The organism is Chitinophaga sp. SYP-B3965 (assembly GCF_009647655.1).
GTDB lineage: Bacteria > Bacteroidota > Bacteroidia > Chitinophagales > Chitinophagaceae > Chitinophaga.
Genome location: NZ_WJFD01000001.1, coordinates 2381561 through 2408063 on the forward strand (window position 1 = coordinate 2381561; position 26503 = coordinate 2408063).

Consider the following 26503-nt stretch of genomic DNA (forward strand, 5'->3'; position numbering starts at 1 on the left):
ATCTTCACAAATCAGCAATAACAGCCCATTGACCGCGTATCAGCGCCTCATCTGCATCTATTACCGCCGCCACGGGAATGTTCAATAGCTGGCAGGCCAGGGTGTAAAGCGGGGTATGCAGTGGCCCTGCCACCACGTACACGGGTATATTAAGCGGTACTGCTTTCAGTTCAGCACCTATGAGCAGGCCGCTTAAATAAGAACGGTTATGAGCGGGAGATATTTTTTTGAGTAACTGATTAGTGCGTACCATAAACGCAGTATGCAGCAGATTTCCTGCCCACCCGGCATGCAGTCCTTCTATAAAGCCATCACAGTCCAGCGCACTATCGCCGCCTATGGATGCGGCCAGAATGCTGTGAGTCGAAAGAAGATCAAAAAACTCCCCTGTCATGAAGGTTTGAAAACGAACTACCTGTCCGCGATTCACTACTACGTGTTTGGGATGTGTGCCCGGCATCAGCAACCACTGTTCCTGTGTTGTATCCGGCAACCCGCAGCCCACCACTTTCGTTTCCTCACCACGCATCACATCATCTTTACTACAAACACCGGAAATAATAATGAACCGGTTGTAGCGATGTACAGCCAGATCTGCTCCGCTCAGATTAAAGGGCAATTCTTTATAGGGAAGCTCTACCATACCAATGCTGGAAGAAGCCATGCCGGACAAAACCACCGGTACTTCCTGCAGTGGAATGCCGGTTTTTTCCGAGAGTACATTTATCTGCGCATTGATAATAGCAGCAAAGTAATCCTCACGCGGCAAAGATGTTTTCTGCCATAACTGGTAAGTGCCGGCAATACCGGTGCCTGATCTTTCTTCTGCTATTACTTTGAGACTACCGGCTTCCACCAGTCGTAAACGAAAGGAAGTAGTGCCCCAGTCGCAGCTTAAAAAATAACTATTCATCCTCTCCTGTTTTTATCCGTTCTACATTTCCTACCAGGAAAATATATGAGCATGCACCCAGCAGTCCCAGCACTGCTACAAATACCAATGCCGGCGCGAAGCTGCCACCACTGGCCAGGAAACCTATTACAATGGGCACGATAATACCTGCCAGCTGGCCAATGAAATTAAACACACCGCCTGTAAGATTGATGAGATGTTTGGGTGGTAACGTAGATACAAAGATCCAGGTGATGGAAGCAAAACCTACTCCAAAAAAAGATAGTGACATAAAAAAGATGATGAGCCCCGGCAGGCTTACATAGTTAGCACCCAGTATGAAGGCGGATAACAATAACCCTATAATGATAGGCCGCTTGCGCGCTTTTGCAGGAGACACACCTTTCTTCACCAGGTAATCAGATAAAAAGCCGGAACACAAAATACCGATAAATGCTGCGAGGTAAGGTACGGAGGCCCAGTAGCCTGATTTGATGAAATCAAGACCGCGATAGTCTACGAGGTATTTCGGAAACCAGGTGAGGAAAAACCAGAGGGTGGAATTCACTGCAAACTGGCCAATATAAATACCCCAGAGTTTACGATGAGAAAGCACGGCTTTGAGGTCCGTCCAGCGGAAAGCGGTTTTCTTTTCGGCTGCGGCCTGCTGTTTGTCCAGCATGCCACCTCCGCTCTCTATGTGCTGTAATTCCGCTTCGTTGACGGCTTTGTGTTTAAGCGGATCTCTGTAGAACACGTACCATATAATGCCCCATATAATACCAATAACACCCGTCACCACAAACAACCCCTTCCACCCTACTTCCAACTGGATCTTTGACAACACGGGCATCAGGAAAGCAAGACCCAGGAACTGGCCGGAGGTGTACACAGCAATGGCGGAAGCCCGCTCATTGTCGGGGAACCAGTTACTCACTACCCGGTTGTTGATCGGAAAGGCTGGTGCTTCAAATATGCCGGTGGCCATGCGGAGGCTGAAGAGGCTGATAAAACCTTTTGCAAATCCCTGCATCACGGTAGTAAGTGACCAGGCAATGAGGCTGAAGGCATACAGGATGCGCGGGCTGAAACGGTTCACCAGTATGCCGCCCGGGATCTGGAAGGCAAGGTACGTCCAGCTGAAGGCGGAAAAGATCAGTCCCAGCTGCACGGATGTGAGTTCAAATTCCTTGTCTATTTCAGAAGCGGCTACGGCCAGGTTGCTTCTGTCCATGTAGTTGATCACCACGTTCACAAAGATCAGGAACAGTACCTGGTAACGTATTTTAGTAGGTTTCATTTTTTTGCAGATCTGTGTTTACCATTCCGCTACACTGCCGTCTGTATGGCGCCACACGGGGTTGCGCCAGTTGTGCCCTTCTTCGGCCATTTTTCGTACATGCGCTTCGTTGATCTCTATGCCGAGACCGGGTTTGGAGGGAATGTCCACATAACCATCCTTGTATTGGAACACCGTTTTATCTGCGAGGTAATCCAGCAGATCACTGCCCTGGTTGTAGTGAATACCCAGGCTTTGTTCCTGTATAAAAGCATTATGACAGGTAGCATCCACCTGCAGGCAGGCGGCCAGTGCAATGGGGCCTAATGGACAATGCGGCGCTGCTGCCACATCAAATGCCTCCGCCATGGAAATGATCTTTTTGCATTCGGTGATGCCGCCGGCATGGGAAACATCCGGTTGAATAATATCTGCGTATCCTTCTTTCAGTAGTGTTTTGAATTGCCATTTGGAAAACATGCGTTCACCGGTGGCAATGGGAATGGATACATGCTGTGCTATTTCGCGCAGGTCTTCATTATTCTCCGGCAGTACCGGCTCTTCAATGAACATGGGGCGGAAGGGCTCCAGTTCTTTGGCGAGTATTTTGGCCATGGGTTTGTGTACCCGGCCGTGAAAGTCTATACCAATGCCCATACCCGGCCCTACGGCTTCCCGCACAGCGGCAATGCGCGCAATGGCAGCGTCTATTTTTTCATAACTGTCTACGTATTGCAGTTCTTCTGTGGCATTCATCTTTACGGCCAGAAAACCCTGTTCCTTCATTTTACGGGCGGCAGCTCCCACTTCTGCAGGACGGTCTCCTCCGATCCAGGAGTAGACTTTCATTTTATCTCTTGCTTTGCCACCCAGTAACTGGTGAACGGGGGCGTTGTAATATTTCCCTTTGATGTCCCACAGTGCCTGGTCGATGCCGGCAATGGCGCTCATGAGGATGGGACCACCGCGGTAAAAGCCGGCGCGGTACATCACGTTCCAATGGTCTTCGATATGCATCGGGTCTTTGCCTATCAGGTATTCCATCAATTCATCCACCGCAGCTTTAACAGTAGCGGCTTTTCCTTCGATCACAGGCTCTCCCCAGCCAATGATACCTTCGTCTGTTTCTATCTTCAGGAACAGCCAGCGCGGCGGCACCTGGAAGAGTTCGTAGCTTTTTATTTTCATACTTTATGCTTGAATAGCGCGGATGAACTGCCGCGACTTTTCTGTTAATTGTTGAAGATACTCCGGTGTAACAGCTGCCCTGGCATTTACCAACGCACTGCCAATACCAAAACCCGCAGCTCCGGCTTTCTGGAAGTCTTTAATATTCTCCGGCGTAATACCGCCTGTAGGCAACAGGTGCATTTTAGGCAGCGGCGCCATAATATCTTTGATGTAAGCAGCGGAAGTAGCCGGGAATACTTTGATCATGTCTGCGCCCTGTTTGTACGCTGCATAAATTTCAGTGGCCGTGTATGCACCGGGGATACTCACCACACCAAGTTCCCGGGCTGCTTTGATCACTTCCGGTTCCAGTATGGGCGAAAGCAGGAAACGGGCTCCTGCCGCGGCTGCTTCCCGGGCGGTAGCAGCATCCAGCACGGTGCCTGCGCCGATGATCATTTTATCGCCCATTTTGGCGGATACTTCTCTGATAACGGCCAGCGGTTCGATGGAATTCATGGTTACTTCCAGCAAGCGGATGCCGCCTGCGTACATCGCCTCTGCCAGTGGCAGCACATCTTGCGGCTGCACACCACGGATAATGGCAATGATCTTGTGTTCGAGTATTTGTGAGAGCGTGGACATGAATGGTAAGATAAAAAGAAAGAAAATAAATGCGGCGGGTTACTTCTTAGAGAAAAGCAGTGCAGATATCTTATACAGCTTACTCCTGAAACTTTGCTTGTGATAAGCAGCTTTCATTTCTTTCAGGCAGGCTGCACAGAGGCAGTCCGCATAACAAGTGGAAATATAATCACGTTCATCCTGTGTAAGGGTAACGGCTGTACACTGGCAAAGCAGGATAGAACCTACTTTACATTCAAAGCCATTATTGCAACGGGGACAGGATTTTTTTTCGTGTTCGCACATAGTTGAAGATAAAACAAAAAAGCCGTCTCTTCTTTTGAGACGGCTTTTTTTTTATTAATGTGCAGCTGCTCCGGGAGCAACAGCAACCTTTCGTTGCCAGATGAATAAAATGATAAATAAAACGATCAGGATACAAGGGAAGGTGAGCATGTTCACCAGTGTGGCCTGACCTGCTGCCAGTTCCAGTTCTCCACCAGTAAGACCGGTTGCAGCTTTCGTTGCTCTGGCCGAATCAATCCAGTTACCGATCAATGGTTGAAATATTGCCGTGGAAAACATACCTACTCCACCCACAATAGACATACCCAAAGCACCGCTCTCCGGTACCCGTTGTGCTACTGAACCGATCATCACCGGCCAGAAATAACATACACCCAACGCGAATATCACCGTTGCAACATATGCAAGCGGGCCTGTTACGGTGCTGAACATATAGATACCAATAGCTGCTAAAATAGCGGAAGCTAACAGCACACCCGTTTGGCCTAATGCCCTCACTGCAGGACCGGCAAAGAACCTGCCCACTGCCATCAGCCCGCTGGTTAATGCAAGGATCAGCATCGGGCTGGCGCCACTGTTACTCATAATAACACTTACCCACTGATTGGGACCGAACTCTGTGATCGCCGTTAAGGCCATACAGGCAAATAAGAAGAGGAAAAGCGGACTCAGCATAGCCCTGAAATTCTGTGAAAGGGAAACGCCTATCTCCTCTTTTGCTACCACAAAAGTTTTTCCGTAGAACAACACCGCATAGATAACAGTAGGCACCATCGTTACCCACATCTGCGCCTGCCATCCATATCCCATATCGGTCATGAATTTAGAGATCAGTGATCCTATCACAATACCGCCAGGGAACCACATGTGGAACCTGTTCAGCATCTTATTCATATCACGACCGGCATAAGCATCTGCGATCAAAGGATTACAGGCAGCTTCGGTACAGCCGTTACCAAACCCGATAAAAAGGGTGGATATCAGGAGGCTTGCATACCCGCCTGAAAATATTGTCATCAAAATACCAATGGTATGCGTAACGAACGCTACCTGCATAATTCTTTTCGGGCCGAAAGTATGGTATACCAAACCTCCGATGATCATTGAAATAGGAAACCCTAAAAAGAACATGAGGTTGATAAAACCAAGTTGTTCTGCGCTAAGGTCAAACTGAGCACCGAGCTGAGGTAAAATACCTGCCCGTATAGAGAAGGTAAACGCGGTGGTGATTAAAGCGAAACAGCTTCCTGTAAATAAGGCACCTCTGTTAACATTGGCATTGGTCATAGATTTTCATTTTTTTTTCAAAACGGGAATATGCTAATCTAACAAACATATCTAAATTTTCTCATAAACAAAAGTACTATGCTTACAAAAATCAGAACTTCACCGCTACTGTTGCCGCAAAATTCCGTGGCAGCTGTGGGGTGAGTACACCCTGACCGGCGAAATACAGCTCATCTGTGATGTTATCTATTTTCAGGCCCAGGCGGTAACGCGGCGCGTCATAAAACACCGTGGCGTTCACCAGCGTGTAGGAAGGCAGGATGAAGAGGCCCGTGGCATCGTTGTTGGCGAAGATGTGCTCACCGATGTAGTTGCCTCCGATTCCTGCGCCAAGACCTTTCAATTTGCCTGCGTGCAGCGTGTAGCTGATCCAGGTATTGAACAGGTTGGCCGGTCCTGCGGAAGGCGGGCGCCTGTTATCTACACCTTTGGCAGCTTTGATCAGCTTACTGTCGTTGTAACCGTAACCGGCGATGATATTCAGGCCGGGAGCCGGGGTGGCGATCAGCTCCAGTTCAAATCCGCGGCTGGTTTGCGTACCGTTCTGTACCGTTATGGCATATTTGGTATTGTCGCGCGTGATCTCTTCCGTACGGGTCATATTGGTCACCGTGATGTCGTAATAACTGGCGGTAAGGTCCAGCATGTTGTTAAAGAGGCTCAGTTTCACACCGCCCTCCCACTGATTGGCCTGCTGGGGTTTGAAGGTGCCGGAGATGTCCGGCAGGGGCTGCGTTACCGGTGTAACGTTGGCGAATCCGTTCATGTAGTTACCGAACAGTGATACCTGGTCTTTCACCACCTGGTACACGATGCCGAACTTGGGGGACAGTGCCGTTTGCTTGTACTCGCTGTTGGCGAGTTTGCTGTTGGTGGCACGGTTCATTGTTCCAAGCCCTTCGAATCTGTCCACACGCAGGCTTAGCATGGCCAGCAACCGGTCCGTGATATTGATCACGTCAGACGCATATATGCTGTAGGTGTTCGTATTGCTGTAAGTACGTGTAGGCGCAGCAGTACTGGCGGCCAGCCTGGCGTCTACGGCAGTACGGGAAATTTTCACGTAGTTGGGATCATCGTTGCGCAAGGCGTTAACGAAGTCGAACACGATGTAAGGAGAGTTGTCGTTCTCTGCTTTGATGGCCAGGTAATCCAGCCCCACTACCAGGCGGTTGCGGAACCTGCCGATGTGGAAATCGCCGGTGAAGTTCTGCTGTACATTGATCGCAGAGTTGACCGTATTCATTAACACTACGTTCCGTTCCAGCGAATCTTCCGTGGCTTTCCGGATGAACTGGTACTGATAGTACCCGTTAGATCTGCGGGTGTTGGACGACAGCAATGTTTGCGAAGTCCAGTTATCAGACAACCGGTAAGTGACGCGTGCCCGTGCGTTAACGGTAGGCGTTTTCATCGTAAGGTCGTTGGCAGTATAGGACCGCTTCCAGTCGTAGCCTAATTCAGCAGGGCTATGCACCAGAAAAGGACGTGTTCTGTTCAGGAAAACGGAAGGTGAACTGGTGGCTTCTGATGAATAGAATTCTGCGTTCATTTCCACCTGCATGCGATCATTCACCTGGTAACTTAATGCCGGCGCCACGAAAACAGTTTTCCGGAAACCGGCGTCCTGGAATGATTGCTGATTCTGATAGGCTGCATTGATGCGTAAGAGCAGGCTGCTATCCCGGTTGATGGGACTATACACGTCTGCAGTCAGGCGGTTGAGCTGGAAGCTGCCGGTGCTGTAACTCAGTTCTCCGCCGAAATGGTCCAGGGGCTTTTTAGTGATCGTATTGATGAGGCCGCCGAAGGAAGTGAGCGAGCTGCCGAACAACGTGGCGGAAGGGCCTTTCAGCACTTCGATGCGGGCGATGTGAGCAGGGTCGATCTCTCCGTTGGTCTGTGCAGGCATGCCATCCATCAGTGATGCTTCTGTTCTGAAACCCCTGAGAATGAAAACGGAAGCACCGTCTGTATTGATACCACGGCTACCCTGCATTTTATAAAGGCCGGGTGTGTTTTTCATGGCATAGCCAAAATCCATGACCATCTGTTCTTTCAGGAGATCAGCGGTGATGGTGGAATATACCTGCGGGTTTTCCATTTTCTTTAGCGGCAGCTTAGCTACGTATTCGCTGCCGGATCTGGCGAAGCGGTTGCGGTAGGTGCTCACCTCAAACTCCTGCAGCTGGCGGATGTCATCATCCTCGTCCCGCTGCGTTGGCCGGTCTTTTGTGACAGCGCTGGTACGCACTACGATCTGGTCGCCGGTACGCACAAAGCGGAGGCCGGCCTGTTTGCTCATTTCCTGTAAAAGTGCTTCCAGGCCTATAGTCAGGGAAGTAAGGAAAACTGTTTTCTGAACATCGGAATAACGACTGCTCCAGGTAAAGCTATAGCTGGTTTGCTTTTGTACTTCTTCAATGATCTGCTTAACGGTTAGTTGATGACGGCTGACAGTGATCTGCGGATCCGGCTGTTGCGCTGCTGCGCGGAATGTTGCCGGCAGCATCAGGCATAAGATCAAGAGCATAGGGATGGCTCTTGAAAAGCCATAATTTTTCATACTATTAGTTGTTTTTAAATGATAATGGAAACATGTATTTTATGGACGGATATAAATGTTATCTCCCTGCCGTTCAAAATGAAGGTCTGTTGCGTTGCCGATAAGGCGTAACACTTCCTCCAATGATTTGTCCGAAAACCGCGCGGATAATCGCTGGGGCCTCAGTTTCCCTTGCACGAAATGGACACCATAATAGCGCTCTACTACATCCAGCACATCTGCCAGATCCGTATCGCGGAACAATAACACTCCCTGCTGCCAACCCGCTGCGGCTATTGTGTCCACCTGCTTCACTTCTGTGATACGGCGTTCGTTCATTGTATACAGCAGCTGTTCTCCCGGCGTCAGCACGCGGGCAGGCTGACCGGACGCTTCGAAACGGATCTTACCTGAAGTAAGCGTGATGGCCAGCATGGATGAAGGCAGATGCTGTATGTTGAACCTCGTGCCAAGTACCTGCACAGCGCTACCCTCACCGGTCTGTACAATGAAAGGCTGTTCCTGCCGGTTGATATCGAAGAACGCTTCACCAGCCAGCATGTGTACTGTACGCCTTCCGCCTTCAAACACTGAAGGATATTGTATCTCTCCACCTCCATTCAGTTGTACCCACGACCCATCCGGTAAGGATACTTTCATGATACGGCCACCGGGGTTGCGAACAGTTTGCCAGCTCAGCTGAGGCTGAGGCGATGGGCGCAGGAGGAAGAAAGCACCCACGGAAATTGCCAGCAACAAGGAAGCCGCCACCGCTATGCGCGCCAGGGGAAATACCTTGCGGCGAAGGATCGTCCGCTCCTGGAGTGATTCCCATGCGGCTGCCTGCTGCACCGGGTTTCCGGGCTCGCCGGTTTCGGGCAGTTCGTTGTATTGTGAGAGCCAGTTTTCTACAGCCTGCCGCTCTGCAGCAGAACAGGTGCCCGCAAAATATTTCTCCAATAGGCGTTTGTCCATACCCTATAGTTCCCAAAATGGAAGGATGGTCAGGGTGTCTTCCCGCTTTTGACAATCGTCTTACAAATGGTGTTTTAATTTCTTTTTGAGGAGGTGCCGTGTGTGGGTCATATGGTACTTGATCATGGATACGGACACGCCTGTACGTTCTGCGATCTCTTTTTGGGTTAACTGCCGGGAGTGGCTGAGCAGGAAGATCTCCCGCGCAGGTTCTTTTAAGAGATCGATAGCCTGTGACAGATCTATTTCCAGTTCTTTGTATTGCAGCGGAGAGGATATTGCGATGCCTGGTTCTATAACGGATATAGCGTTGCGACGGCTGTTGTTGCGATGATATTGCATAGCCTTGATCTTGGCGGCACGGTGCAGGTAATGAGAGAGTTCCCCTTGCAGTAACAGCAGGTCTTTCCGTTCCCATAAAGAACAGAAAATATCCTGCGCGAGTTCTTCCGCATCCGCTTCAGAGCCCGTGAGTTGTGCTAATATGGTGAAAACGCTATGCCAGTAAGTATCGAAGATCTCCCTGAACGCCTTTTCGTCGCCCTGTTGCCACCGTTTGAATAGATCCCTCATAACCATCGGCGCAATAATAGCGCATAGGTGTGGAGGCCTTTGCTCGAAAAGGGAAAACTTTTTACGAGGAAGGGAATAAATACACGGCTATCTGTCACAAAGCGCCCCTTAAAATGTCATTTTAAAGGACTGCCTGATCTATGAGAACAAGTTATTTTTGGTATACAATATGCTGGTTTCATTATAAAACATACAAAATGAAGATCATTATCTATCTCGCTGCTTCTGCTAATGGAAAGATCAGTAACAACAGGAACGAACCGGATTGGTTATCCCCGGAATTCAGCCAGGGATTTGCGGACATCAGCCAACGCACACAAGCCGTGATCATGGGGAAAACAACGTACAACTTCCTGTCGCCCGACTACCTGCCGTTAAAGGAAGGAGGTTCGCTGGTGGTATTGACGCATGATACAAAGGCCACACCGTCCCAATCCAATGTGCTGTTCACCAGCGATAGCCCGGAAAAGATCATTGCACAGCTCGCCGCTAAGGGGCATACGGAAGCAGTGATCATCGGCGGCACACAAACAGTGAACACATTTGTTAAAGCAGGATTGGTAAATGAATTGATCCTGGTAATAGAACCAGTGCTGTTTGGCAAGGGATTGCCATTAATTGATGAGTTAGACCTTGAGTATAAATTGTTGTTATCAGATGTGAAAAAATTAAACAACAATACGGTTCAGTTGCATTATAAAATAAAAGATTAGCTGAAATGAAAAAGCAGGTATTATTTATACAGGGAGGAGGAGATAATGGCTACGAAGCAGATGCCAAACTGGTAGCATCACTAAAGGCTGCGTTGGGAAACAGCTATGAAATAAGCTATCCTCAACTGGAGCGTGATGAAAGTGATATGGAATTTGGATGGCAATGGCCCCGAAAGATCGGCAAAGAAATAAATGATATTAAAGGAGATGTTATTTTGGTGGGGCACTCGTTAGGCGCCTCTCAGATCCTTAAATACCTGTCTGAAATGAAGGTCCCAAAAAGGATAAGCGGCGTTTTCCTGATCGCTCCGCCATACTGGAGTGGCGATGAAGACTGGAAGAAAGGTCTTATACTACAAGATGACTTTGCTGATAAGTTGCCGGGAAACATTCCCATCTTTCTGTATTATAGTATAGACGATGATGTGGTTCCACTTGAACATTTCTCTTTGTACACTCAAAAGCTGGCGCAGGCAACCGTCCGCGAAATAAAAGAAGGCGGTCATCAGTTTAATGATGATCTGACAATTGTAGCGAAAGATATTAAGGAACTGCTGAAGGCACGCTGAGGGTTAAATATCAATTAACCCCATATTCAATTCCAGCTTTTCTGAAAAGATCTTTGAGCATGTCCAGTTTTTGATCGCACATTTGCCCTAATGATATCTTTTCATTACTCTCTCTTGTTTGGAGGCATTCAAAACATATCTCTATAAATGCCAATGGCTTCCCGGCATTATCATAGAATAATATAGCATTTCGCGGATCATAACATGAACGTGTTTTCTGGCTATGTACCCGCCCTCTGAATCCATAATTATATAAAACATCCGTCAATTTATCAATCTGCAGGCGTGTTAGTGATTTGATCTCTTTTGCAGGTGAATAAACATTGGTATCTATAGTTTCTGTCAAAGGAACCATATCACTAAAGGCGAATTCATCCTTATCGGTAATTTCCACCAGGCCGTCAAAGGAAACGAATTGGATCTGGCCGGCCAGATTGAATGGATAGTTTTTCACTCTTGTTGCAAGAGAATGATTTGTTCTTTTGACGCAGTCATTATTTTGTCCATAAAGGAACTGTGCCAGGAAAAGCATAGGGATATACATTAAGTGTTTCGCCATCGGATGAAAATAGGGAAAAAACACAATATAACAGATACTGCTATGAATTCCCCGGTTAGATTATGAATATGTTAATTGCATCCCTCACACATAAACTTCTGTTAAAATTTTTCCATTTTTGCCTTGCTAACTAAATCGAGGTAACATCACTATAACGGCTGGAAAACGTCTACCAGCACGTTGTTCTGCTATGCGCCCCTTTCTCATAAAACCATGTGCTTTTAAACTCTGTTTCGTCGCTTATCATCACTGCTATAATCTAAATCGAACTCTATGCATTTCGTAAAAAAAAGGCTGAACCTGACATGGTGCGTGCCTCAAAAAACATTGGCTTGCGTTGCGTTGCTCCTTCTGGGAAGTGAAGCAGGTGCTGCTTCTCCGGCGCCGCATTCGTATGCCGTGGTATCCCAAACCGCCCGGCGTATTACAGGCAGGGTGCTCAGCGATACCGGCGAAGGTTTACCCGGCGTGAGCATTGTGATCAAAGGTACCACCACTGGTACGCTCACTGATGCCAACGGTAATTACGCGCTGAATATCCCGGATGAAAATACGATCCTGGTGTTTTCCTATATCGGTTTCCTCAGCCAGGAGATCAAACCCGGCAAGGACGGCACGCTCAATGTGCAACTCGTGGCGGACGCAAAATCGCTCAACGCTGTAGTGGTAGTAGGTTATGGTACACAGAAGAAAGTGAACCTCACAGGAGCAGTAGATCAGGTTGGCCCTGATGTATTTCAGAACCGCCCGATACCCAATCTGGCCCAGGGTCTTGTAGGCGCAGTGCCTAACCTGAACCTGAAAATGCTGGACGGAAAACCTACACAATCACCTTCGTTTAACATCCGCGGAACTACTTCGATCGGACAAGGTGGTAGTGCACTGGTGTTGATAGACGGTGTGGAAGGTGATCCCCGCGTACTCAACCCTAACGACATTGAAAGCATTTCCGTTTTGAAAGATGCTGCGTCTGCATCCATCTATGGTGCACGCGCAGCATTCGGCGTAGTGCTCATCACTACCAAAGTAGCGAAAGCAGGGAAAACAAATATTTCCTATTCCGCCAATTATGCTATCAAATCGCCGACTGAAACACCGGACAATATCACAGACTCCTACCCCTGGGCCAAAGCATTCAGTGATGCCTGGGCCAGATGGAACGACAACGGCAGTTTGCCTACGGCCATCAATAAAACTATCACCTTTTCTCCCACGTATCTGGCGGAGATCAAAAGAAGATGGGAAGATCCCTCCCTGCCGAGAATAGAGGTGAGCCCTGGCGGTGAATATCAATACTATTATAGTACTGACTGGTACAATGAATTGTATAAAAAGAATTTCGGTGCACAGGATCACAACCTGTCTGTTTCCGGCGGAAGTGAAAAGGCTACTTTTTACCTGAGTGGCAGATTCAATGGCCAGGATGGTTTATTCCGCTACAATAGCGACAATTACAACATGTATAACCTGCGGGCGAAAAGCAGCATGCAGGTAACTTCCTGGTTGCAGATCGATAACAACACGGAGTATTCCGTGCAAAAATATCACCAGCCGCTGAACGTTGGTGAGGGTAGCGGTATATACCGTAATATTGCGGACGAAGGCCATCCCCTGGCACCGTTACTCAATCCGGACGGCACACTGTCATTTTCAGCAGCCTATACCGTAGGCGATTATTACATCGGCCGGAACAATGTTGATAATACACAGCGTTTCCTTAAAAACAAGACCGGCGCCTGGGCGCACTTCCTGGATGATAAGCTAAACGTGCGCGCGGACTTCACCTTCTCGAGCAACGACATCGCCTCTCAGCAGAACCGCATACAGGTGCCTTATAGCCGCACAAGAGGTGTGATCGGTTATACCGGCGGCAATACGAACGATCTGCAGGAGCGGAAAAGAACTACCAACTACTACGCCACCAATGTTTACGCGGATTATACACAGCAATTCCGTGGTGGTCATAACTTTACTTTCCTGGCCGGTTTCAACTACGAACAATCACTTTACAAAAATCTGACGGTACAAAGGAACGGTGTTGTTTACGGCGCTGCAGACGATATCAGCCTGGCGCTCGGCCAGAGCATCGTCACTACTGGTGGTTACAATAAATGGGCCATCGCAGGTGGGTTCTACCGTATCAACTACAACTTCCGCGAACGTTACCTGCTGGAAGTGAACGGACGTTACGATGGTTCTTCCAAGTTCCCCGGAAATGAACAATGGGCGTTCTTCCCTTCGGTATCCGCCGGTTGGAGAGTGTCTGAAGAACCGTTCTGGTCAGTGAGTCCTAAGGTATTGTCCAATGTTAAATTACGTGGCTCCTTAGGTTCATTGGGTAATGGCAGCATCGACCCTTACTCCTTTAGCGAAAAATTTGTCATTCAACAATCCGGCCGTATCATCAACGGTGTTAGGCCGCAATACACCAGCCAACCGGGCGTGGTGCCAGACGGGCTGACCTGGGAAACATCCACTACCGGCAACCTGGGCCTCGACTTCTCCATGCTGAACAATCGCCTCACATTTGTAGGTGATGTTTACAGGCGCTGGACGAAGGACATGTTCACGTTTGCCCCCAAGGTACCGGAAGTATTTGGTACCAATGTACCGAAAGGGAACTATGCCGACCTCGAAACTACGGGCTGGGAACTGTCTCTTAACTGGGCCGACCAGTTTGTGATGGCATCTAAACCCTTCAGGTATGGTGTACGGTTCACTTTAGCCGATTCACGGGCAATTATTACCAAATATATCGGCAATAATGATAAGGAACTGAGTGACTACTATGTAGGACAGCGTATAGGTGAGATCTGGGGATACCAGGTAGAAGGGTTATTCAGATCAACTGATGAAATTACCAGATCACCTTCACAGGCCAATATTCCCAGCACCAATACCCGTAAAACCTACGTAGGTGATCTCAAGTTCAGAAACCTGGATAAAGACGAAACAATGATCTACCAGGGCCTGAACCGCGTGGGCAACTCAGGTGATAAAACTATTATCGGCAACTCTGAGCCGCGTTATACTTATGGACTGAACCTTTCAGGCGACTGGAACGGGATCTTCATTTCTACTTTCTTCCAGGGAGTAATGAAACAGGATTGGTACCCTTCTTCAGAAGCACGTTTCTGGGGAATGTACAACCGCCCTTATAATGCATACCCCCGCTGGCAGGAGAATAATATGTTCCGCGAAGAGCTGGGTAATTTCGATGCATACCTGCCCCGTCTTGTGGGTTATATAGCCCAGGGAACAGGCCGTGCATTACAGGTAGCCAACGACCGTTATCTGCAAAATGCGGCCTATATCAGGCTGAGGAATATACAGATCGGTTATACACTCCCGCAACGCCTCGTATCTAAAATACATGCCCGCGACCTGAAGGTGTATGTATCCGGAGAAAACCTCTGGACCTGGAGCCCTATGTACAAATGGACACGCGATACGGATGTGACCAATATTTACGGCTCAGACCGCGATCTGGGCGGTGGCACCAGCGGCGATGGTTATAACTATCCCATGCTGAAATCGGTATCAATTGGTTTGACCCTTAATTTTTAAATCATGAAGACATTCAACTATATACTTGTGTTGGTGATGTTATTATCAGCCAGCTCCTGTGATCTGAACGAGGTACCGGTAGACACCGGGACAAATGAAGCCATATTCGGATCGGAAAGCGGCATGGAATTATATGCCAACTCATTCTATGACCTGCTTCCGGGCACGGATGTAGGCGTATTCCAGGATGACGACAATTCAGACCTGGTAGCCCGGAACGGGGTGGATAACTACCTGGCACCAAACGCCCTCTCTCCTATCACCAGCTCCGGCTGGACCTGGACGGGCCTGCGCAACATCAATTACTTCATTGAAAACGCGGAAAAGAGCACGGTGCCCACCAAAACACATTTCATTGGTGTAGCGCGCTTTTTCCGTGCCCTGTTTTATTTCGATAAAGTAAAAAGATTCGGTGATGTGCCATGGATTGAAAAACCAATCGACATTATGGACACAACGCAGCTGAATGCACCGCGTGACAGCCGATTTGATGTGATGGACAAAGTGCTGGCGGACCTGAACTATGCCATCGAGAACATTACGCTGGCTAACGATGCGAGCCGTACACTCATCACTAAAAATGTAGCCCGTGCTTACAAAACACGGATCTGCCTGTTCGAAGCATCGTTCCGCAAATATCATAAGAACGACGCTACAGCCAATACCTGGTATGGGGAGGTGGTTAAAGAAGCGAACGCTATCACAGGCTTTACCCTACATGCAGGAGCCGCAGCGGATAGAGGATACAGAGAGTTGTTCATTGCGAAATCCCCATACACGGACGAGACCATCCTTTCCGTAGCGCTGAGCAGCAATCTCCAGGTTTTCAGTTCAGCCAACCGCCGGTTCATCAGTCCTACGTATGGTAACCGCCCCAGCCTCACACGCCGTTTTGTGAACACCTACCTCAACCTGGATGGTACTCCATTCACCAGCAAGGCAGGATATGCCACAACACCTTTCGTGGATGAAGTGAAAGACCGTGATCTCCGGCTCAAACAAACTATCCGCCTGGGAGATTACCGCAGAACAGAAAACGGCACCCCCGTTATTGCTCCGCCAAATTTTAGCCAGACCTATACAGGTTATCAGCCGATCAAATGGTGCTATGACGAACGTTTCCCTTTCGATGATGAAAGCCGTAACGACAATGCTCATATTGTGATGCGCTGGGCAGAAGTGTTGCTCAACAAAGCAGAAGCACTCGCGGAACTGAACACCATAACAGCTGCAGACTGGACTGCCACCATAGGTGCACTGCGTAAAAGAGCGGGCATCACAGGCGCCACACTTACTACATTACCTACAGTGGCGGATCCTTACATGCTCACGTTCTTTGCCAATAAATTTACAAATCCCGTATTGCTGGAAGTGCTTCGTGAAAGAGGTGTGGAGCTGATCTTTGAAGGCCTCCGTCCTGACGATCTGAGACGCTGGAAACTTGGCGATCTGTTCGCGAGCGCTCCTATGAACGGGATGTATGTTCCTGCGTTGGGTGAGTACGATCTGAATGCGGATGGTATCAAAGACGTATGTTTCTACCAGGGCACCAAGCCGCCTTCCACTACGCCCACTATCGCATTTGTAGATGTAAGCCCCTCCACTGCAGTGGGACGGTTGCAACTATCTAATGGTACTTCCGGTGAAGTGATGTGGAATCCTGGTGCACGTCAATGGACCGAAGCTAAATATTTGTATCCTATTCCGCAGGCCGTGCGGGACAGGAATCCGGCGCTGGGGCAGAATCCGCTCTGGTAATAGATTACTGTAATAGTAAAAAGAGCGCTACTGTAAACACAGTAGCGCTCTTTTTTTTGCAGCATTATTCTTATATTTCTAGTATGTGTAATAAAAAACTGTTTATGTTTTTCATAGTTGCTCTTAGTTGTAAAGCCTACAGCCAGCAACTCAGTACAGGAACAATCAATAGAAAAACAGTTGTTCAGCGGCATAACTTTCACATTACGGACCCTAAAGAACCAGGCCCTACACAGGTGGGTAACGGAAACTTTGCCTATGGGTTTGATATAACCGGCATGCAAACTTTCAATGATCAGTTTACAACGATGTCTCATTGGAGCTGGCATAGCACACCTCCTCCTAATGGCGTTTTTATAAAAACAGAGAGGGATACACACGGCAGAATGATTCCCTATGAGTTACCCGATCCCAAGCAAAAGGCATTATCAGAATGGCTTGCAGGTAATCCGCATCGCTTTAATCTTGGCCGGATAGGCCTATGGTTAAAAAACGAAGATGGCACTATTGTAACACTTCATGATATACAACATGCCGATCAGTATTTTGATCTTTGGACTGCCACTGCGGTCAGTACTTTTGAGGTGCAGGGCCAGCCAGTGAAAGTAACAACGGTAGCAGATCCTGATAAGGATATTGTAGCATTTAAAATAACATCCCCTTTGATTGCCGCTAAAAGGCTGGGCGTGTTCATTGAGTTCCCTTACGCCAATCTCAATGCCTTCAGCAACGGGTCTGATTATAGTAAACCGCAATTACATCAAACTGTACTGGTTAACGAAGCCACTTTCCAACGTACGATGGACAGCATGCGATATGAAGTTAAAGTGCGTTGGAGTAAGGATAATAAAATAGAAGAAGAAATGCCGCATCGTTACAGGCTGCTTCCTTCTGGTGGAAATGAGGTTGAATATGTTTTTGATTTCAATTCAGACGAAACTCCCTCCTTTGCTGAAATAAAGGCCCGTTCCACGACATACTGGGAAAGCTTCTGGAATAGTGGCGGCTTTATTGATCTTTCTGAAAGCAAAGATCCCAGGTGGAAGGAACTGGAAAGGCGTATTGTGCTATCCCAATACACCATGAAAATAAATGCCTCAGGCAATTATCCGCCGCAGGAAACAGGATTAGTGAATAACAGCTGGTACGGCCGCTTTCACTATGAAATGATCTTATGGCACAATGCTCACTACGCACTCTGGGACAGGTGGCCGCTGTTGAATAACAGTCTCCATGTGTATGAAGATAATTTACAAGGTGCAAAGAACAGGGCGGCATCCCAAGGATATGATGGTGCGCGTTATCCAAAATGCACAGGCCCCGATGGAAGAGAATGGCCGCACCCCATTCATGCTTACCTGGTATGGCAGCAACCACATCCGGTCTTCTTTGCAGATCTCGATTATCGCGCGCATCCTACAAAAGCTACGCTGGAAAAGTGGCTGGCTATAACGGAAGCATCGGCTGATTTTCTGGCCTCTTATGCTTACTATGATTCACTACGGAAAGAATATGTGTTAGGCACTCCCATTTCTGCTGTATCAGAGAACAATGATTACTACAAAGATCAGAATCCTGCTTTTGAACTGGGGTATTGGCGATATGCACTTAGAACAGCTCAGTTATTCAGAGAGAAAGCAGGGCTTCCTGCCAAGCCGTTATGGAACAAAGTTTACCAGCAGCTCTCCCCTATCCCTTTAAAAGATGGTACCTACGAGCAATGGGAGAACATTAACCAGATGTGGACCCTCTTCAATTATGAACATCCGGCGTTAGTGGGCATTTATGGTTTATTACCAGGTGATGGAGTGGATACAACCATCATGAAAACAACTTTCAAAAAAGTACTGGCAAGCTGGAGATTTGATACCGGCTGGGGCTGGGACTTTCCGATGGTAGCCATGACCGCCGCCCGGCTTGGATCAGCTGATGAAGCGATCAATATGTTATTACATCCTTCGCCCAAAAACAATTACGATAAACATGGTTTTGTAGGTGGAGGGAATCCATATCCTTATTTCCCCACGAACGGTGGGCTGCTGTATGCCATTGCCCTGATGGCGGCAGGCTGGGATGGAGACAACAATATACCAACGCCTGGTTTTCCCAAAGATGGTTCCTGGGTGGTTAAATGGGAAGGCTTAAAAAAAGCACTTTAACCTTCACCTCCCCAAATCAATAAATTTGTTGTACTTTCACGCCGCAATTGGTTTTTAACATAGGTTTCACAATGTTAAAATTAATAGGGAATCAGGTGTAAATCCTGAGCAGACCCGCTACTGTAAGTTCTATTGCAAACACATTTGACATTCTCTTGCCACTGTTTTTAGTGAAATAAAAATGGGAAGGCCGTCAAAAAAGTGAGAACAAGCCAGGAGACCTGCCAAACGCACATACATTTTAAAGCTTTCGAGGATGGGGCTTTGAATACAACTTGCACTGAAATTTTCAGCGTCTATTTGTCTTCGTATGTCATCCGGTATTTATCGGTGGGAATTAATTATTAGTATATGTCAAACGCATTAAAAACGTTGCTGATAACGTTTTTGGCATTTATTGGCACGGACCTGCATGCCCAGCATACACGTGTGGATACTTTGCGGGGTGTTACTATTTATACATCAGGTTATAAAGAAGTGATCCCCTCACAAAAGCTCTCCGGTGAAAACTTAAAGAGTTTAAACAGCTTTTCTGTAGCAGATGCCATACGGTATTTTGCAGGTGTACAGGTAAAGGATTACGGCGGTATAGGAGGTTTAAAAACCGTAGATATGCGTAGTATGGGCACCAACCATATGGGCGTATTTTACGATGGCATTCAGTTGGGTAATGCACAGAACGGGCAGATAGACCTTGGGAAATTTTCCATGGATAACATTGAATCCATCTCTGTTTACAATGGTCAGAAAAGTGAGATCTTTCAACCTGCCAGGGATTATGGTTCATCCGGCACTATTTACCTGCGGAGCCGTAAGCCGGTGTTTGATTCTTCTAAAACAACAAACTTTAAAGGTGTTTTTAAAACGGGCTCGTTTGATTTAATAAACCCCTCACTCCTGCTGGAGCAAAAGCTCACAGAGAACGTGCATTATTCCTTCAGCAGCGAATATGTAAAATCTTCCGGTCGTTATCCATTCCGTTATAAGAGGGTATTTCACGGTTCTAAAGACATTGCCTGGGATACAACGGCTATGCGGCAAAATGGAGATATAAATGGACTGAGGCTTGAAAGCGGGTTATATGGAAATATAGATCGGGGGTTCTGGAATGCCAAGGCTTACTTCTACAATTCAGAAAGAGGTATACCAGGTGCCATCGTTAATAACGTCTGGAAGCGCGCGCAAAGGCAGTGGGACAGGAACTTTTTCCTGCAGGGTTCTTTTCAGAAAAATGTTGTCAAAGGTTACGATCTCCAGGTAAATGCGAAGTATGCCAACGATTACATGCGCTACCTGAACCCTGATACTACTTTGTTGTATATCGATAACAATTTTCAGCAGCAGGAATGGTATGCTTCTGTGGCCAACAAGTATAGCCTGTCCGATAAAATTGATATCAATCTGTCTACAGACTTCCAGTATAATACGCTTAACTCTAATCTGGATGGTTTTGTATTTCCGAAAAGGTTTACTTCCCTGGTAGCATTAGCCGGAGCGGCAGACTTCGGAAAGGTAAAAATGCAGGCAAGTGTTTTGGGCACGTTTGTAGATGAACGTGCTGCCGTTAAAGCGCCTTCCAAAAATGAAGTGACCCCGGCGTTTTTCATCTCTTATAAACCCTTTTCCAAAACGGATCTTAACATCAGGGCCTTCTATAAGAACATTTTCCGGATGCCTACTTTTAATGACCTGTATTATACAGACATTGGTAATATCAACCTGGAGCCGGAATACACCCACCAATACAACCTCGGGTTTGCATATCATAAAAGTTTTTCAGGCTCGGTTCTGAGTGAGTGGCAGTTACAATCAGATTTTTATTTCAACCAGGTTACCAATAAAATAGTAGCTGTTCCTAAAGGCAGTGGTATGTACCGCTGGATGATGATGAATATCGGGGATGTGGAGATAAGAGGGATGGAAATTGTATCCGATCAGACCTTCTCTTTACCAGCTGGTGTTTTACTGAATCTAAGGGCTTCTTACACTTACCAGAAAGCACAGGATTATACAAAGCGCAAAAATCCTGAACTGCAAAAGATCACCTACGGAGGGCAGATCCCTTACATCCCCTGGCATAGCGGTTCGCTTATCTCAAGTATACAGTACAGATCCTGGCGGCTCAACTATAGCTATGTATATGTAGGTGAGCGTTATCATAATTCAGCCAATATACCGGAGAATTATGAACAGCCCTGGTACACCAGCGATCTCTCCGCCTCAAAGAACTTTCAATTGAAAAGATACCGCTTCAGGGTTTCCGGAGAGCTGAATAATGTTTTCAACCAGGATTATGAAGTGGTGATGAACTACCCCATGCCGAAACGAAATTATAAGATCATTTTATCTGTTGAACTATGAGAATAGCACTGCTATTACTGGTTTTTGTGGCTGCATCATGCAGGAAGGACATAGAAGTCTTCACCAATGAAGATACTTCCCTGGACTCTTCTGCGCTAAATGGCTTTGCTGGCTTTTACCTGCTGAACGAAGGTAATATGGGCAGTAATAAAAGCACGCTGGACTTTTTCAACTATGCTACCGGTGAATTTAAAAGGAACATCTATGCTGCCATTAATCCAACCGTACCCAAGGAGATGGGAGATGTAGGGAACGACATCGCTATCTATGGCAACAGGCTTTATGCAGTGATCAATGCTTCCAATAAAGTAGAAGTGATGGATGCAAGAACTGCGCGGAGGATCGGGCAGATTGAGATCCCTAATTGCCGTTATATAAAGTTCGATAAAGGATTTGCCTATATCACTTCTTACGCAGGCCCTATTGAAATCAATCCAAATTATGCGCAAAAAGGTTATGTAGCCAAAGTAGATACCGCCACGCTTGCAGTAGTGAACAAATGTATTGTGGGTTACCAGCCGGATGGCCTTGAAATAACCAATGGCAAGATCTACGTAGCTAACTCAGGAGGTTATATGGGCGCGGGCAGTACGGAGAAGTATGAGAGAACTGTTTCGGTAATTGACCTGGCTACTTTTAAAGAGGATAAACGGATAGATGTGGCGTATAACCTTCACCACATAAAGGCCGATCAACGTGGTGATCTTTGGGTAACATCCAGGGGTGATTACAAACAGCTTCCTTCCAGGCTCTATTTTATAGACAAAACCCAGCAGAAAGTAACCGATACTTTACCTATTGCTGTGAGTAATTATTTCCTGGACGGAGACTCCCTCTATGTATACAGTACAGAGTGGAGTTATGTCACTTATTCCAATGTTATTACCTATGGCATTGTTAATACCCGTACGCATGCTGTGGTTACCCGTGCATTTATTACGGATGGAACGGATAAAGAGATAGAAATCCCTTATGGAATTATGGTAAACCCCGTTACGAAAGAGATCTATGTTACTGATGCCGGTAACTATGTTTCCCCCGGAATATTATACTGTTTTACAAAGGAAGGTAAAAAGAAATGGAGTGTTCGTACCGGTGATATACCTGCCCATTTTGCCTTATTGCCTAAATGATAAAAAAATATATGAAAAGAATCGTTTTTCTACAACTACTGTCAGCCGTTATTTTCCTTACCTCCTCCTGCAGGAAAGAGCAATATCAGGCCCCCAGTATTTCCGGGGTGGGTTCAGATACGATCGTACTGAACATTGGTGATAAAATGGTGCTGGCACCCAGCATCACCAACACTAAAGGTAACGGTTATACATGGCTGGTGAATAAAAAGGAAGTTGCCACTGGTCAGCTCAATTATACTTTTGAGGCTAAAGAGTCCGGGAATTTCGAAGTTACTTTTAAAGTGAATAATAAAGGCGGCACGGATGAGCAGTCTTTTAAAATAGAGGTAGAAAAGGTTATTGCTATATCGATAGCTGATCAGCTCACCGTTCCCATGTGTGATGTAATTGATATTGCGCCCACAGTTACCGGACCTGATCGTGCTGATTACGAGTACCAGTGGTCTATTGGAGATTCAGTGATCGGGAAAACCCGCAACCTTAGCTTTATCTCCCCTTCCGCCGGTACCTATGCGCTTACGCTTCGTGCTACCGCTGGTAAACAGACCACCACATCCACCCGCAACATTACGGTGAGTACGGCACAGTATGTACAAAATGCTTATACGGTATTGGAATATGCTCCTGCCCCGGGCAAATTGCATAACTGGGCTATTATAGGAAACAGGATATTGTGGGATCTGGGTTATGAGTATCCGCTTCCTTACAATGATTTTTTAGCCAAAGCAACAGAGAAAAGGAAAACGGACGTTAGTACTTCTCTTTTTGTAGGTTCCTGGGGCGGATATGCAACGTTTAAGTTTGATCATACTGTTGTCAATGTTCCCGGCAAACCCGATCTGGAGCTGACCGCTTTTTTCTCCAACCGTGATCTGCCGGCTGTTTATGTAGCCTATGACTTTAACAAAAATGGCAAACCGGACGATAATGAGTGGTATGAAACTAAAAATGCAGATTTTGGATTAGAAGATACACTGCATTATGAAATGACCTTTACGTACAATAAAACGGAAACGGATACCAGAAGAGTATATACCTACTACAACTGGACAGATAACAAAACCCCGCCTGTACAGGGCGAGATCCTGACCAACAAAACCTTCAGCAGTGCTACCGTTATGGGGAAACTCTCTACCAGAGGTTTCTTTCCCGGTTACTATATGGATATCAATACGAAACAGATGGTCTTACTGGATGGATGGAAGAGTTCATTCTCCCGTAAAGGAAAACGCATGACAAAGGACCTCACCGGCGCCGTTTCGTTTTCACAGAAGCTGAATATCGATATCGATATGGCGGTGAATGATAAAGGAGAACCTGTTCAATTGCCGGGGATCAATTTTGTGAAGGTCAGAAAAGCGATCTACGTTATTCAACAGGATTTTATCAGCAATGGTGGCAAAATGACGGATTTCAACATGGATGAAGAGCGCATGTTACAGGTGGGTGCTATACTGGACAAACATCTTATCAAATAAAAAAAGCCGGGCAACCCGAATTTATATACCATCTAAAAACAGATTTATGAAAGTAACCCTTTTTAACAAAACGCTCATAGCAGCGATTACTTGTCTTGTTGCAGTTACATCCTGCTCCAAGCAAAACGATTTGTTGGACCCGATTTCACAGCAAGAAACCCTGAAGAACGAGCAAAGTACCCTGAAAAAACTGACAACCTTCTATACCATCGATTTTGAAGGTATAGGGAGCAGCTATATGGCTGGTAATACTTCCTATGGAGACAATGCCTATTCTTCCTGGGGCGGCACCCAAATTGCGCCCTACGTACATTCACCCAGCAATTTGAGGTTTGCCGTTAAAGGTGCCGGCGGAGGCACTCCTGTTGAATTTTGGGACGGAGGATTTGTTGTTTCCAACTGGAACTACAAATCAAATATTTCCGGAACATCCGGCGATTGGTGGTACTCGTACCTCAATCAGTGCAGTGTTTATTCCGGCACGCATGGTGCTAATAACGGAGGCTCCGGCGGCAGCAGCAATTTTGCAGTTATGTTTGGTTACGTAGATGCCGCTAACTCATCTTTTGCTACCCGCCCCACACTGAATTTCACATCTGGCAGCAGCGGCATCATAGAGGGCATGGAAATATGTCTCTCCTCTTATACCTACGGGGTGATCATGAACGGTAATACATTTGGTTCCGGTACAGCAACACCGCTTTCAAATATAGCCGGAGGAACAGGTTATCTCAAATTACAGGCATATGGTTTTAATGGTGCTTCAGCCACCAATGGTGGTGCCCCCGTTGAAATCTATGTGGCCAGGTATAATAACTTCCTGCCTGTTGCAGGCCCTTTAACCAGCTGGACTTATTTCGACCTGTCTGCCTTAGGTAATGTTACCCGTGTTGAGTTCAACTTTGTTGGTAACGATACAGGTAGTTTCGGGCTGAATACGCCTGCCTATATCTGCATGGACAATGTTGAGGTAACCCAGTAATAGTATTGCCCGGCTTTTTTAATAATATAATTAATTCGATAAAATGAACAATCAATACAGACTTCTGGCTTTTCTAAGCTGCATTTCACTTTTAATAACCAGCTGCGGAAAAAAAGATGCTGAACTTGCAGCACCTGCACCGGTTATAGCTGGTCTTGAATCAGAGTATTATGTGGTGGTAAAAGAGAACATCGTACTTGTTCCTGCCGTTGAAAACAGCGTAGATTCCCTTGTATGGGTAGTGAATGGGCAAAGGGTAGCAAATGCCCTGCAGTATACTTTTCAGGCGCCTGCTGATCCTGGAAACTACAGCCTGATCCTCAGGGCTTACAATGCCGGTAACATTGTGCAAAAAGTTGTACAAATAACTACCGGGCGTTACTTAAACTGGCAAACAAGCGCCAATAAGATCCTGGTAATTGAGGCCTCTTCCAAATTTGCGAATAAGACTGATCTGAAATGGGAAATATTGTCCGCTCCGTCTGAACGTTACAGGCTGGCTGATACCACCAATTCTAAAAAGGCACTATTCACTACTGTGGACAGGGGCACTTACAAACTGAAAATTTCTTCCGGCGATCTGATAGATACACTGCTTATAACGGTGAAGCAATCAGATAAGATACTATCTCCTTTTATAGCAAAGGTGTTCGATTATCTGCCTGCTCCTGGTCAGTTTGTAAACGAACTGCCAAAATATAACGCAGGTGATACCTACGAAACGATGATGGGTAAAGTAAACAAAGAACTGGTGGGAGGAGATGCTAATACCATCACATTAGGTGGCTGGGGTGGTTATGTAGTGGTAGGGTTTGACCATACTATTGTAAATGTACCCGGCCTGCGCGATTTCCGGATCCATGGAAATGCATTCGGCGCCAATGCCAATCCCCGTCCAAATGCACCATTCGGTGGAAGCTGTGAACCTGGCGTTGTGATGGTGGCGTACGACAAAAATAAAAACGGCAAACCTGATGAAGATGAGTGGTATGAAATAAAGGGCAGCGGCAATTTTTCTGCTGAAAGTGAGCCCTGGTATGCCGCAGCTGTTACTGCTAAAAATGACGTGCGCACTTTCCGCACTTACGAAATGACTTACAATCGTCCTGCAACGGAAACACCGGATGCTACTCCCCCTACGGGCATCAGCATCAGTAATTATATCCGCTGGACGGATAACCAGGGACAGCAGGGTTACAAAGTAAAAAATACGTTCCATGCACAGAGTTATTATCCTGCATGGGTGAAAGATGAAAAGATCATTTACAAAGGCATCCGCCTCGCCCGCAATGGTATAGAAGAAAGCGGGCAAGGTAGTTACTATGTGCTGTATGCATTCAAATACGGATATACAGACAACTATCCTAATCCGCATGACAACTCCGGTATTGATATTGACTGGGCCATTGACAAAAACGGCAATAAAGTAGTGCTGCCAGGTATTGACTTTGTAAAAGTATACAATGGTGTAGACCAGGAAAACGGCTGGCTGGGAGAATCATCTACCGAGATCTCACGTGGGGAAGACCTGCACTTGTTAGGCACTAAAATCGAAACAATAAAATAGTAA

20 protein-coding genes and 1 riboswitch are annotated in these 26503 nt (G+C 46.8%); of the genes, 10 read left to right on the top strand and 10 right to left on the bottom strand.

Features of this window, described 5'->3' with window-relative positions:
- Nucleotides 1-4: 4 nt before the first annotated feature.
- The 9 genes from GFS24_RS09165 to GFS24_RS09205 form a co-directional block, all read right to left on the bottom strand.
- Entirely contained in the window at nucleotides 5-913 is a 909-nt protein-coding gene (locus GFS24_RS09165; RefSeq protein WP_153659264.1) for a 2-dehydro-3-deoxygalactonokinase, read from the bottom strand.
- Nucleotides 906-2192, bottom strand: coding sequence for an MFS transporter (locus GFS24_RS09170; protein ID WP_153659265.1), 1287 nt, complete (start codon nucleotides 2190-2192; stop codon nucleotides 906-908). Before GFS24_RS09170 ends, GFS24_RS09165 begins: the two co-directional genes overlap by 8 nt.
- 18 nt (nucleotides 2193-2210) lie before the next feature.
- On the bottom strand, nucleotides 2211-3359 hold the full coding sequence (gene dgoD / locus GFS24_RS09175) for a galactonate dehydratase (protein ID WP_153659266.1): 1149 nt from the start codon (nucleotides 3357-3359) through the stop codon (nucleotides 2211-2213).
- Between the two features lie 3 nt (nucleotides 3360-3362).
- Nucleotides 3363-3986, bottom strand: coding sequence for a bifunctional 4-hydroxy-2-oxoglutarate aldolase/2-dehydro-3-deoxy-phosphogluconate aldolase (locus GFS24_RS09180; RefSeq protein WP_153659267.1), 624 nt, complete (start codon nucleotides 3984-3986; stop codon nucleotides 3363-3365).
- 39 nt (nucleotides 3987-4025) lie between these two features.
- Nucleotides 4026-4271 (bottom strand): cysteine-rich CWC family protein, encoded by a 246-nt coding sequence (locus tag GFS24_RS09185; protein WP_153659268.1) that lies wholly within the window; start codon nucleotides 4269-4271, stop codon nucleotides 4026-4028.
- Nucleotides 4272-4325: 54 nt separating this feature from the next.
- Complete coding sequence (locus tag GFS24_RS09190) at nucleotides 4326-5558, bottom strand: sugar MFS transporter (protein ID WP_153659269.1); 1233 nt, start codon at nucleotides 5556-5558, stop codon at nucleotides 4326-4328.
- 91 nt (nucleotides 5559-5649) lie between these two features.
- The gene (locus tag GFS24_RS09195) at nucleotides 5650-8124 is read right to left on the bottom strand and encodes a TonB-dependent siderophore receptor (protein WP_253906421.1); all 2475 of its coding nucleotides are present in this window, start codon (nucleotides 8122-8124) and stop codon (nucleotides 5650-5652) included.
- Nucleotides 8125-8163: 39 nt separating this feature from the next.
- Nucleotides 8164-9078, bottom strand: a complete 915-nt coding sequence (locus tag GFS24_RS09200) for a FecR family protein (protein ID WP_153659270.1) — start codon at nucleotides 9076-9078, stop codon at nucleotides 8164-8166.
- A gap of 60 nt (nucleotides 9079-9138) precedes the next feature.
- Entirely contained in the window at nucleotides 9139-9651 is a 513-nt protein-coding gene (locus tag GFS24_RS09205) for an RNA polymerase sigma factor (RefSeq protein WP_173003022.1), read from the bottom strand.
- Between the two features lie 197 nt (nucleotides 9652-9848).
- On the opposite strand from GFS24_RS09205, the gene GFS24_RS09210 reads away from it, so the two are divergent.
- Both GFS24_RS09210 and GFS24_RS09215 read left to right on the top strand, forming a co-directional pair.
- Nucleotides 9849-10364, top strand: a complete 516-nt coding sequence (locus GFS24_RS09210) for a dihydrofolate reductase family protein (protein WP_173003023.1) — start codon at nucleotides 9849-9851, stop codon at nucleotides 10362-10364.
- A gap of 5 nt (nucleotides 10365-10369) precedes the next feature.
- Nucleotides 10370-10933 (top strand): alpha/beta hydrolase, encoded by a 564-nt coding sequence (locus tag GFS24_RS09215; RefSeq protein WP_153659273.1) that lies wholly within the window; start codon nucleotides 10370-10372, stop codon nucleotides 10931-10933.
- A gap of 10 nt (nucleotides 10934-10943) precedes the next feature.
- Here GFS24_RS09215 and GFS24_RS09220 read toward each other — a convergent pair whose 3' ends face one another.
- Complete coding sequence (locus GFS24_RS09220; protein ID WP_153659274.1) at nucleotides 10944-11465, bottom strand: hypothetical protein; 522 nt, start codon at nucleotides 11463-11465, stop codon at nucleotides 10944-10946.
- 300 nt (nucleotides 11466-11765) lie between these two features.
- On the opposite strand from GFS24_RS09220, the gene GFS24_RS09225 reads away from it, so the two are divergent.
- The 8 genes from GFS24_RS09225 to GFS24_RS09260 all read left to right on the top strand — a co-directional run bounded on the left by GFS24_RS09225 (nucleotide 11766) and on the right by GFS24_RS09260 (nucleotide 26500).
- The gene (locus GFS24_RS09225; RefSeq protein WP_153659275.1) at nucleotides 11766-15059 is read left to right on the top strand and encodes a TonB-dependent receptor; all 3294 of its coding nucleotides are present in this window, start codon (nucleotides 11766-11768) and stop codon (nucleotides 15057-15059) included.
- A 3-nt stretch (nucleotides 15060-15062) separates the two neighbouring features.
- Nucleotides 15063-16817, top strand: a complete 1755-nt coding sequence (locus tag GFS24_RS09230; protein WP_153659276.1) for a RagB/SusD family nutrient uptake outer membrane protein — start codon at nucleotides 15063-15065, stop codon at nucleotides 16815-16817.
- 104 nt (nucleotides 16818-16921) lie between these two features.
- Nucleotides 16922-18976: a hypothetical protein gene (locus GFS24_RS09235; protein ID WP_153659277.1), complete on the top strand. Its 2055-nt coding sequence runs from the start codon at nucleotides 16922-16924 to the stop codon at nucleotides 18974-18976.
- A gap of 31 nt (nucleotides 18977-19007) precedes the next feature.
- A riboswitch (cobalamin riboswitch) is annotated at nucleotides 19008-19220 on the top strand.
- 107 nt (nucleotides 19221-19327) lie between these two features.
- Entirely contained in the window at nucleotides 19328-21337 is a 2010-nt protein-coding gene (locus tag GFS24_RS09240) for a TonB-dependent siderophore receptor (protein WP_153659278.1), read from the top strand.
- Nucleotides 21334-22470 (top strand): YncE family protein, encoded by a 1137-nt coding sequence (locus GFS24_RS09245; RefSeq protein ID WP_153659279.1) that lies wholly within the window; start codon nucleotides 21334-21336, stop codon nucleotides 22468-22470. Before GFS24_RS09240 ends, GFS24_RS09245 begins: the two co-directional genes overlap by 4 nt.
- An 11-nt stretch (nucleotides 22471-22481) precedes the next feature.
- A complete protein-coding gene (locus tag GFS24_RS09250; protein ID WP_173003024.1) occupies nucleotides 22482-23951 on the top strand; it encodes a PKD-like domain-containing protein in 1470 nt (489 codons plus the stop codon).
- A gap of 46 nt (nucleotides 23952-23997) precedes the next feature.
- Nucleotides 23998-24933, top strand: a complete 936-nt coding sequence (locus GFS24_RS09255; protein WP_173003025.1) for a DUF4465 domain-containing protein — start codon at nucleotides 23998-24000, stop codon at nucleotides 24931-24933.
- A gap of 43 nt (nucleotides 24934-24976) precedes the next feature.
- A complete protein-coding gene (locus GFS24_RS09260) occupies nucleotides 24977-26500 on the top strand; it encodes a hypothetical protein (protein WP_153659282.1) in 1524 nt (507 codons plus the stop codon).
- Nucleotides 26501-26503 lie beyond the last annotated feature (3 nt).

Bases quoted from the DNA above. Each gene is read 5' to 3' on its own strand.
- GFS24_RS09165 (WP_153659264.1), bottom strand. From the start codon at position 913: ATGAATAGTTATTTTTTAAGCTGCGACTGGGGCACTACTTCCTTTCGT.
- GFS24_RS09170 (WP_153659265.1), bottom strand. From the start codon at position 2,192: ATGAAACCTACTAAAATACGTTACCAGGTACTGTTCCTGATCTTTGTG.
- dgoD (WP_153659266.1), bottom strand. From the start codon at position 3,359: ATGAAAATAAAAAGCTACGAACTCTTCCAGGTGCCGCCGCGCTGGCTG.
- GFS24_RS09180 (WP_153659267.1), bottom strand. From the start codon at position 3,986: ATGTCCACGCTCTCACAAATACTCGAACACAAGATCATTGCCATTATC.
- GFS24_RS09185 (WP_153659268.1), bottom strand. From the start codon at position 4,271: ATGTGCGAACACGAAAAAAAATCCTGTCCCCGTTGCAATAATGGCTTT.
- GFS24_RS09190 (WP_153659269.1), bottom strand. From the start codon at position 5,558: ATGACCAATGCCAATGTTAACAGAGGTGCCTTATTTACAGGAAGCTGT.
- GFS24_RS09195 (WP_253906421.1), bottom strand. From the start codon at position 8,124: ATGAAAAATTATGGCTTTTCAAGAGCCATCCCTATGCTCTTGATCTTA.
- GFS24_RS09200 (WP_153659270.1), bottom strand. From the start codon at position 9,078: ATGGACAAACGCCTATTGGAGAAATATTTTGCGGGCACCTGTTCTGCT.
- GFS24_RS09205 (WP_173003022.1), bottom strand. From the start codon at position 9,651: ATGAGGGATCTATTCAAACGGTGGCAACAGGGCGACGAAAAGGCGTTC.
- GFS24_RS09210 (WP_173003023.1), top strand. From the start codon at position 9,849: ATGAAGATCATTATCTATCTCGCTGCTTCTGCTAATGGAAAGATCAGT.
- GFS24_RS09215 (WP_153659273.1), top strand. From the start codon at position 10,370: ATGAAAAAGCAGGTATTATTTATACAGGGAGGAGGAGATAATGGCTAC.
- GFS24_RS09220 (WP_153659274.1), bottom strand. From the start codon at position 11,465: ATGCTTTTCCTGGCACAGTTCCTTTATGGACAAAATAATGACTGCGTC.
- GFS24_RS09225 (WP_153659275.1), top strand. From the start codon at position 11,766: ATGCATTTCGTAAAAAAAAGGCTGAACCTGACATGGTGCGTGCCTCAA.
- GFS24_RS09230 (WP_153659276.1), top strand. From the start codon at position 15,063: ATGAAGACATTCAACTATATACTTGTGTTGGTGATGTTATTATCAGCC.
- GFS24_RS09235 (WP_153659277.1), top strand. From the start codon at position 16,922: ATGTTTTTCATAGTTGCTCTTAGTTGTAAAGCCTACAGCCAGCAACTC.
- GFS24_RS09240 (WP_153659278.1), top strand. From the start codon at position 19,328: ATGTCAAACGCATTAAAAACGTTGCTGATAACGTTTTTGGCATTTATT.
- GFS24_RS09245 (WP_153659279.1), top strand. From the start codon at position 21,334: ATGAGAATAGCACTGCTATTACTGGTTTTTGTGGCTGCATCATGCAGG.
- GFS24_RS09250 (WP_173003024.1), top strand. From the start codon at position 22,482: ATGAAAAGAATCGTTTTTCTACAACTACTGTCAGCCGTTATTTTCCTT.
- GFS24_RS09255 (WP_173003025.1), top strand. From the start codon at position 23,998: ATGAAAGTAACCCTTTTTAACAAAACGCTCATAGCAGCGATTACTTGT.
- GFS24_RS09260 (WP_153659282.1), top strand. From the start codon at position 24,977: ATGAACAATCAATACAGACTTCTGGCTTTTCTAAGCTGCATTTCACTT.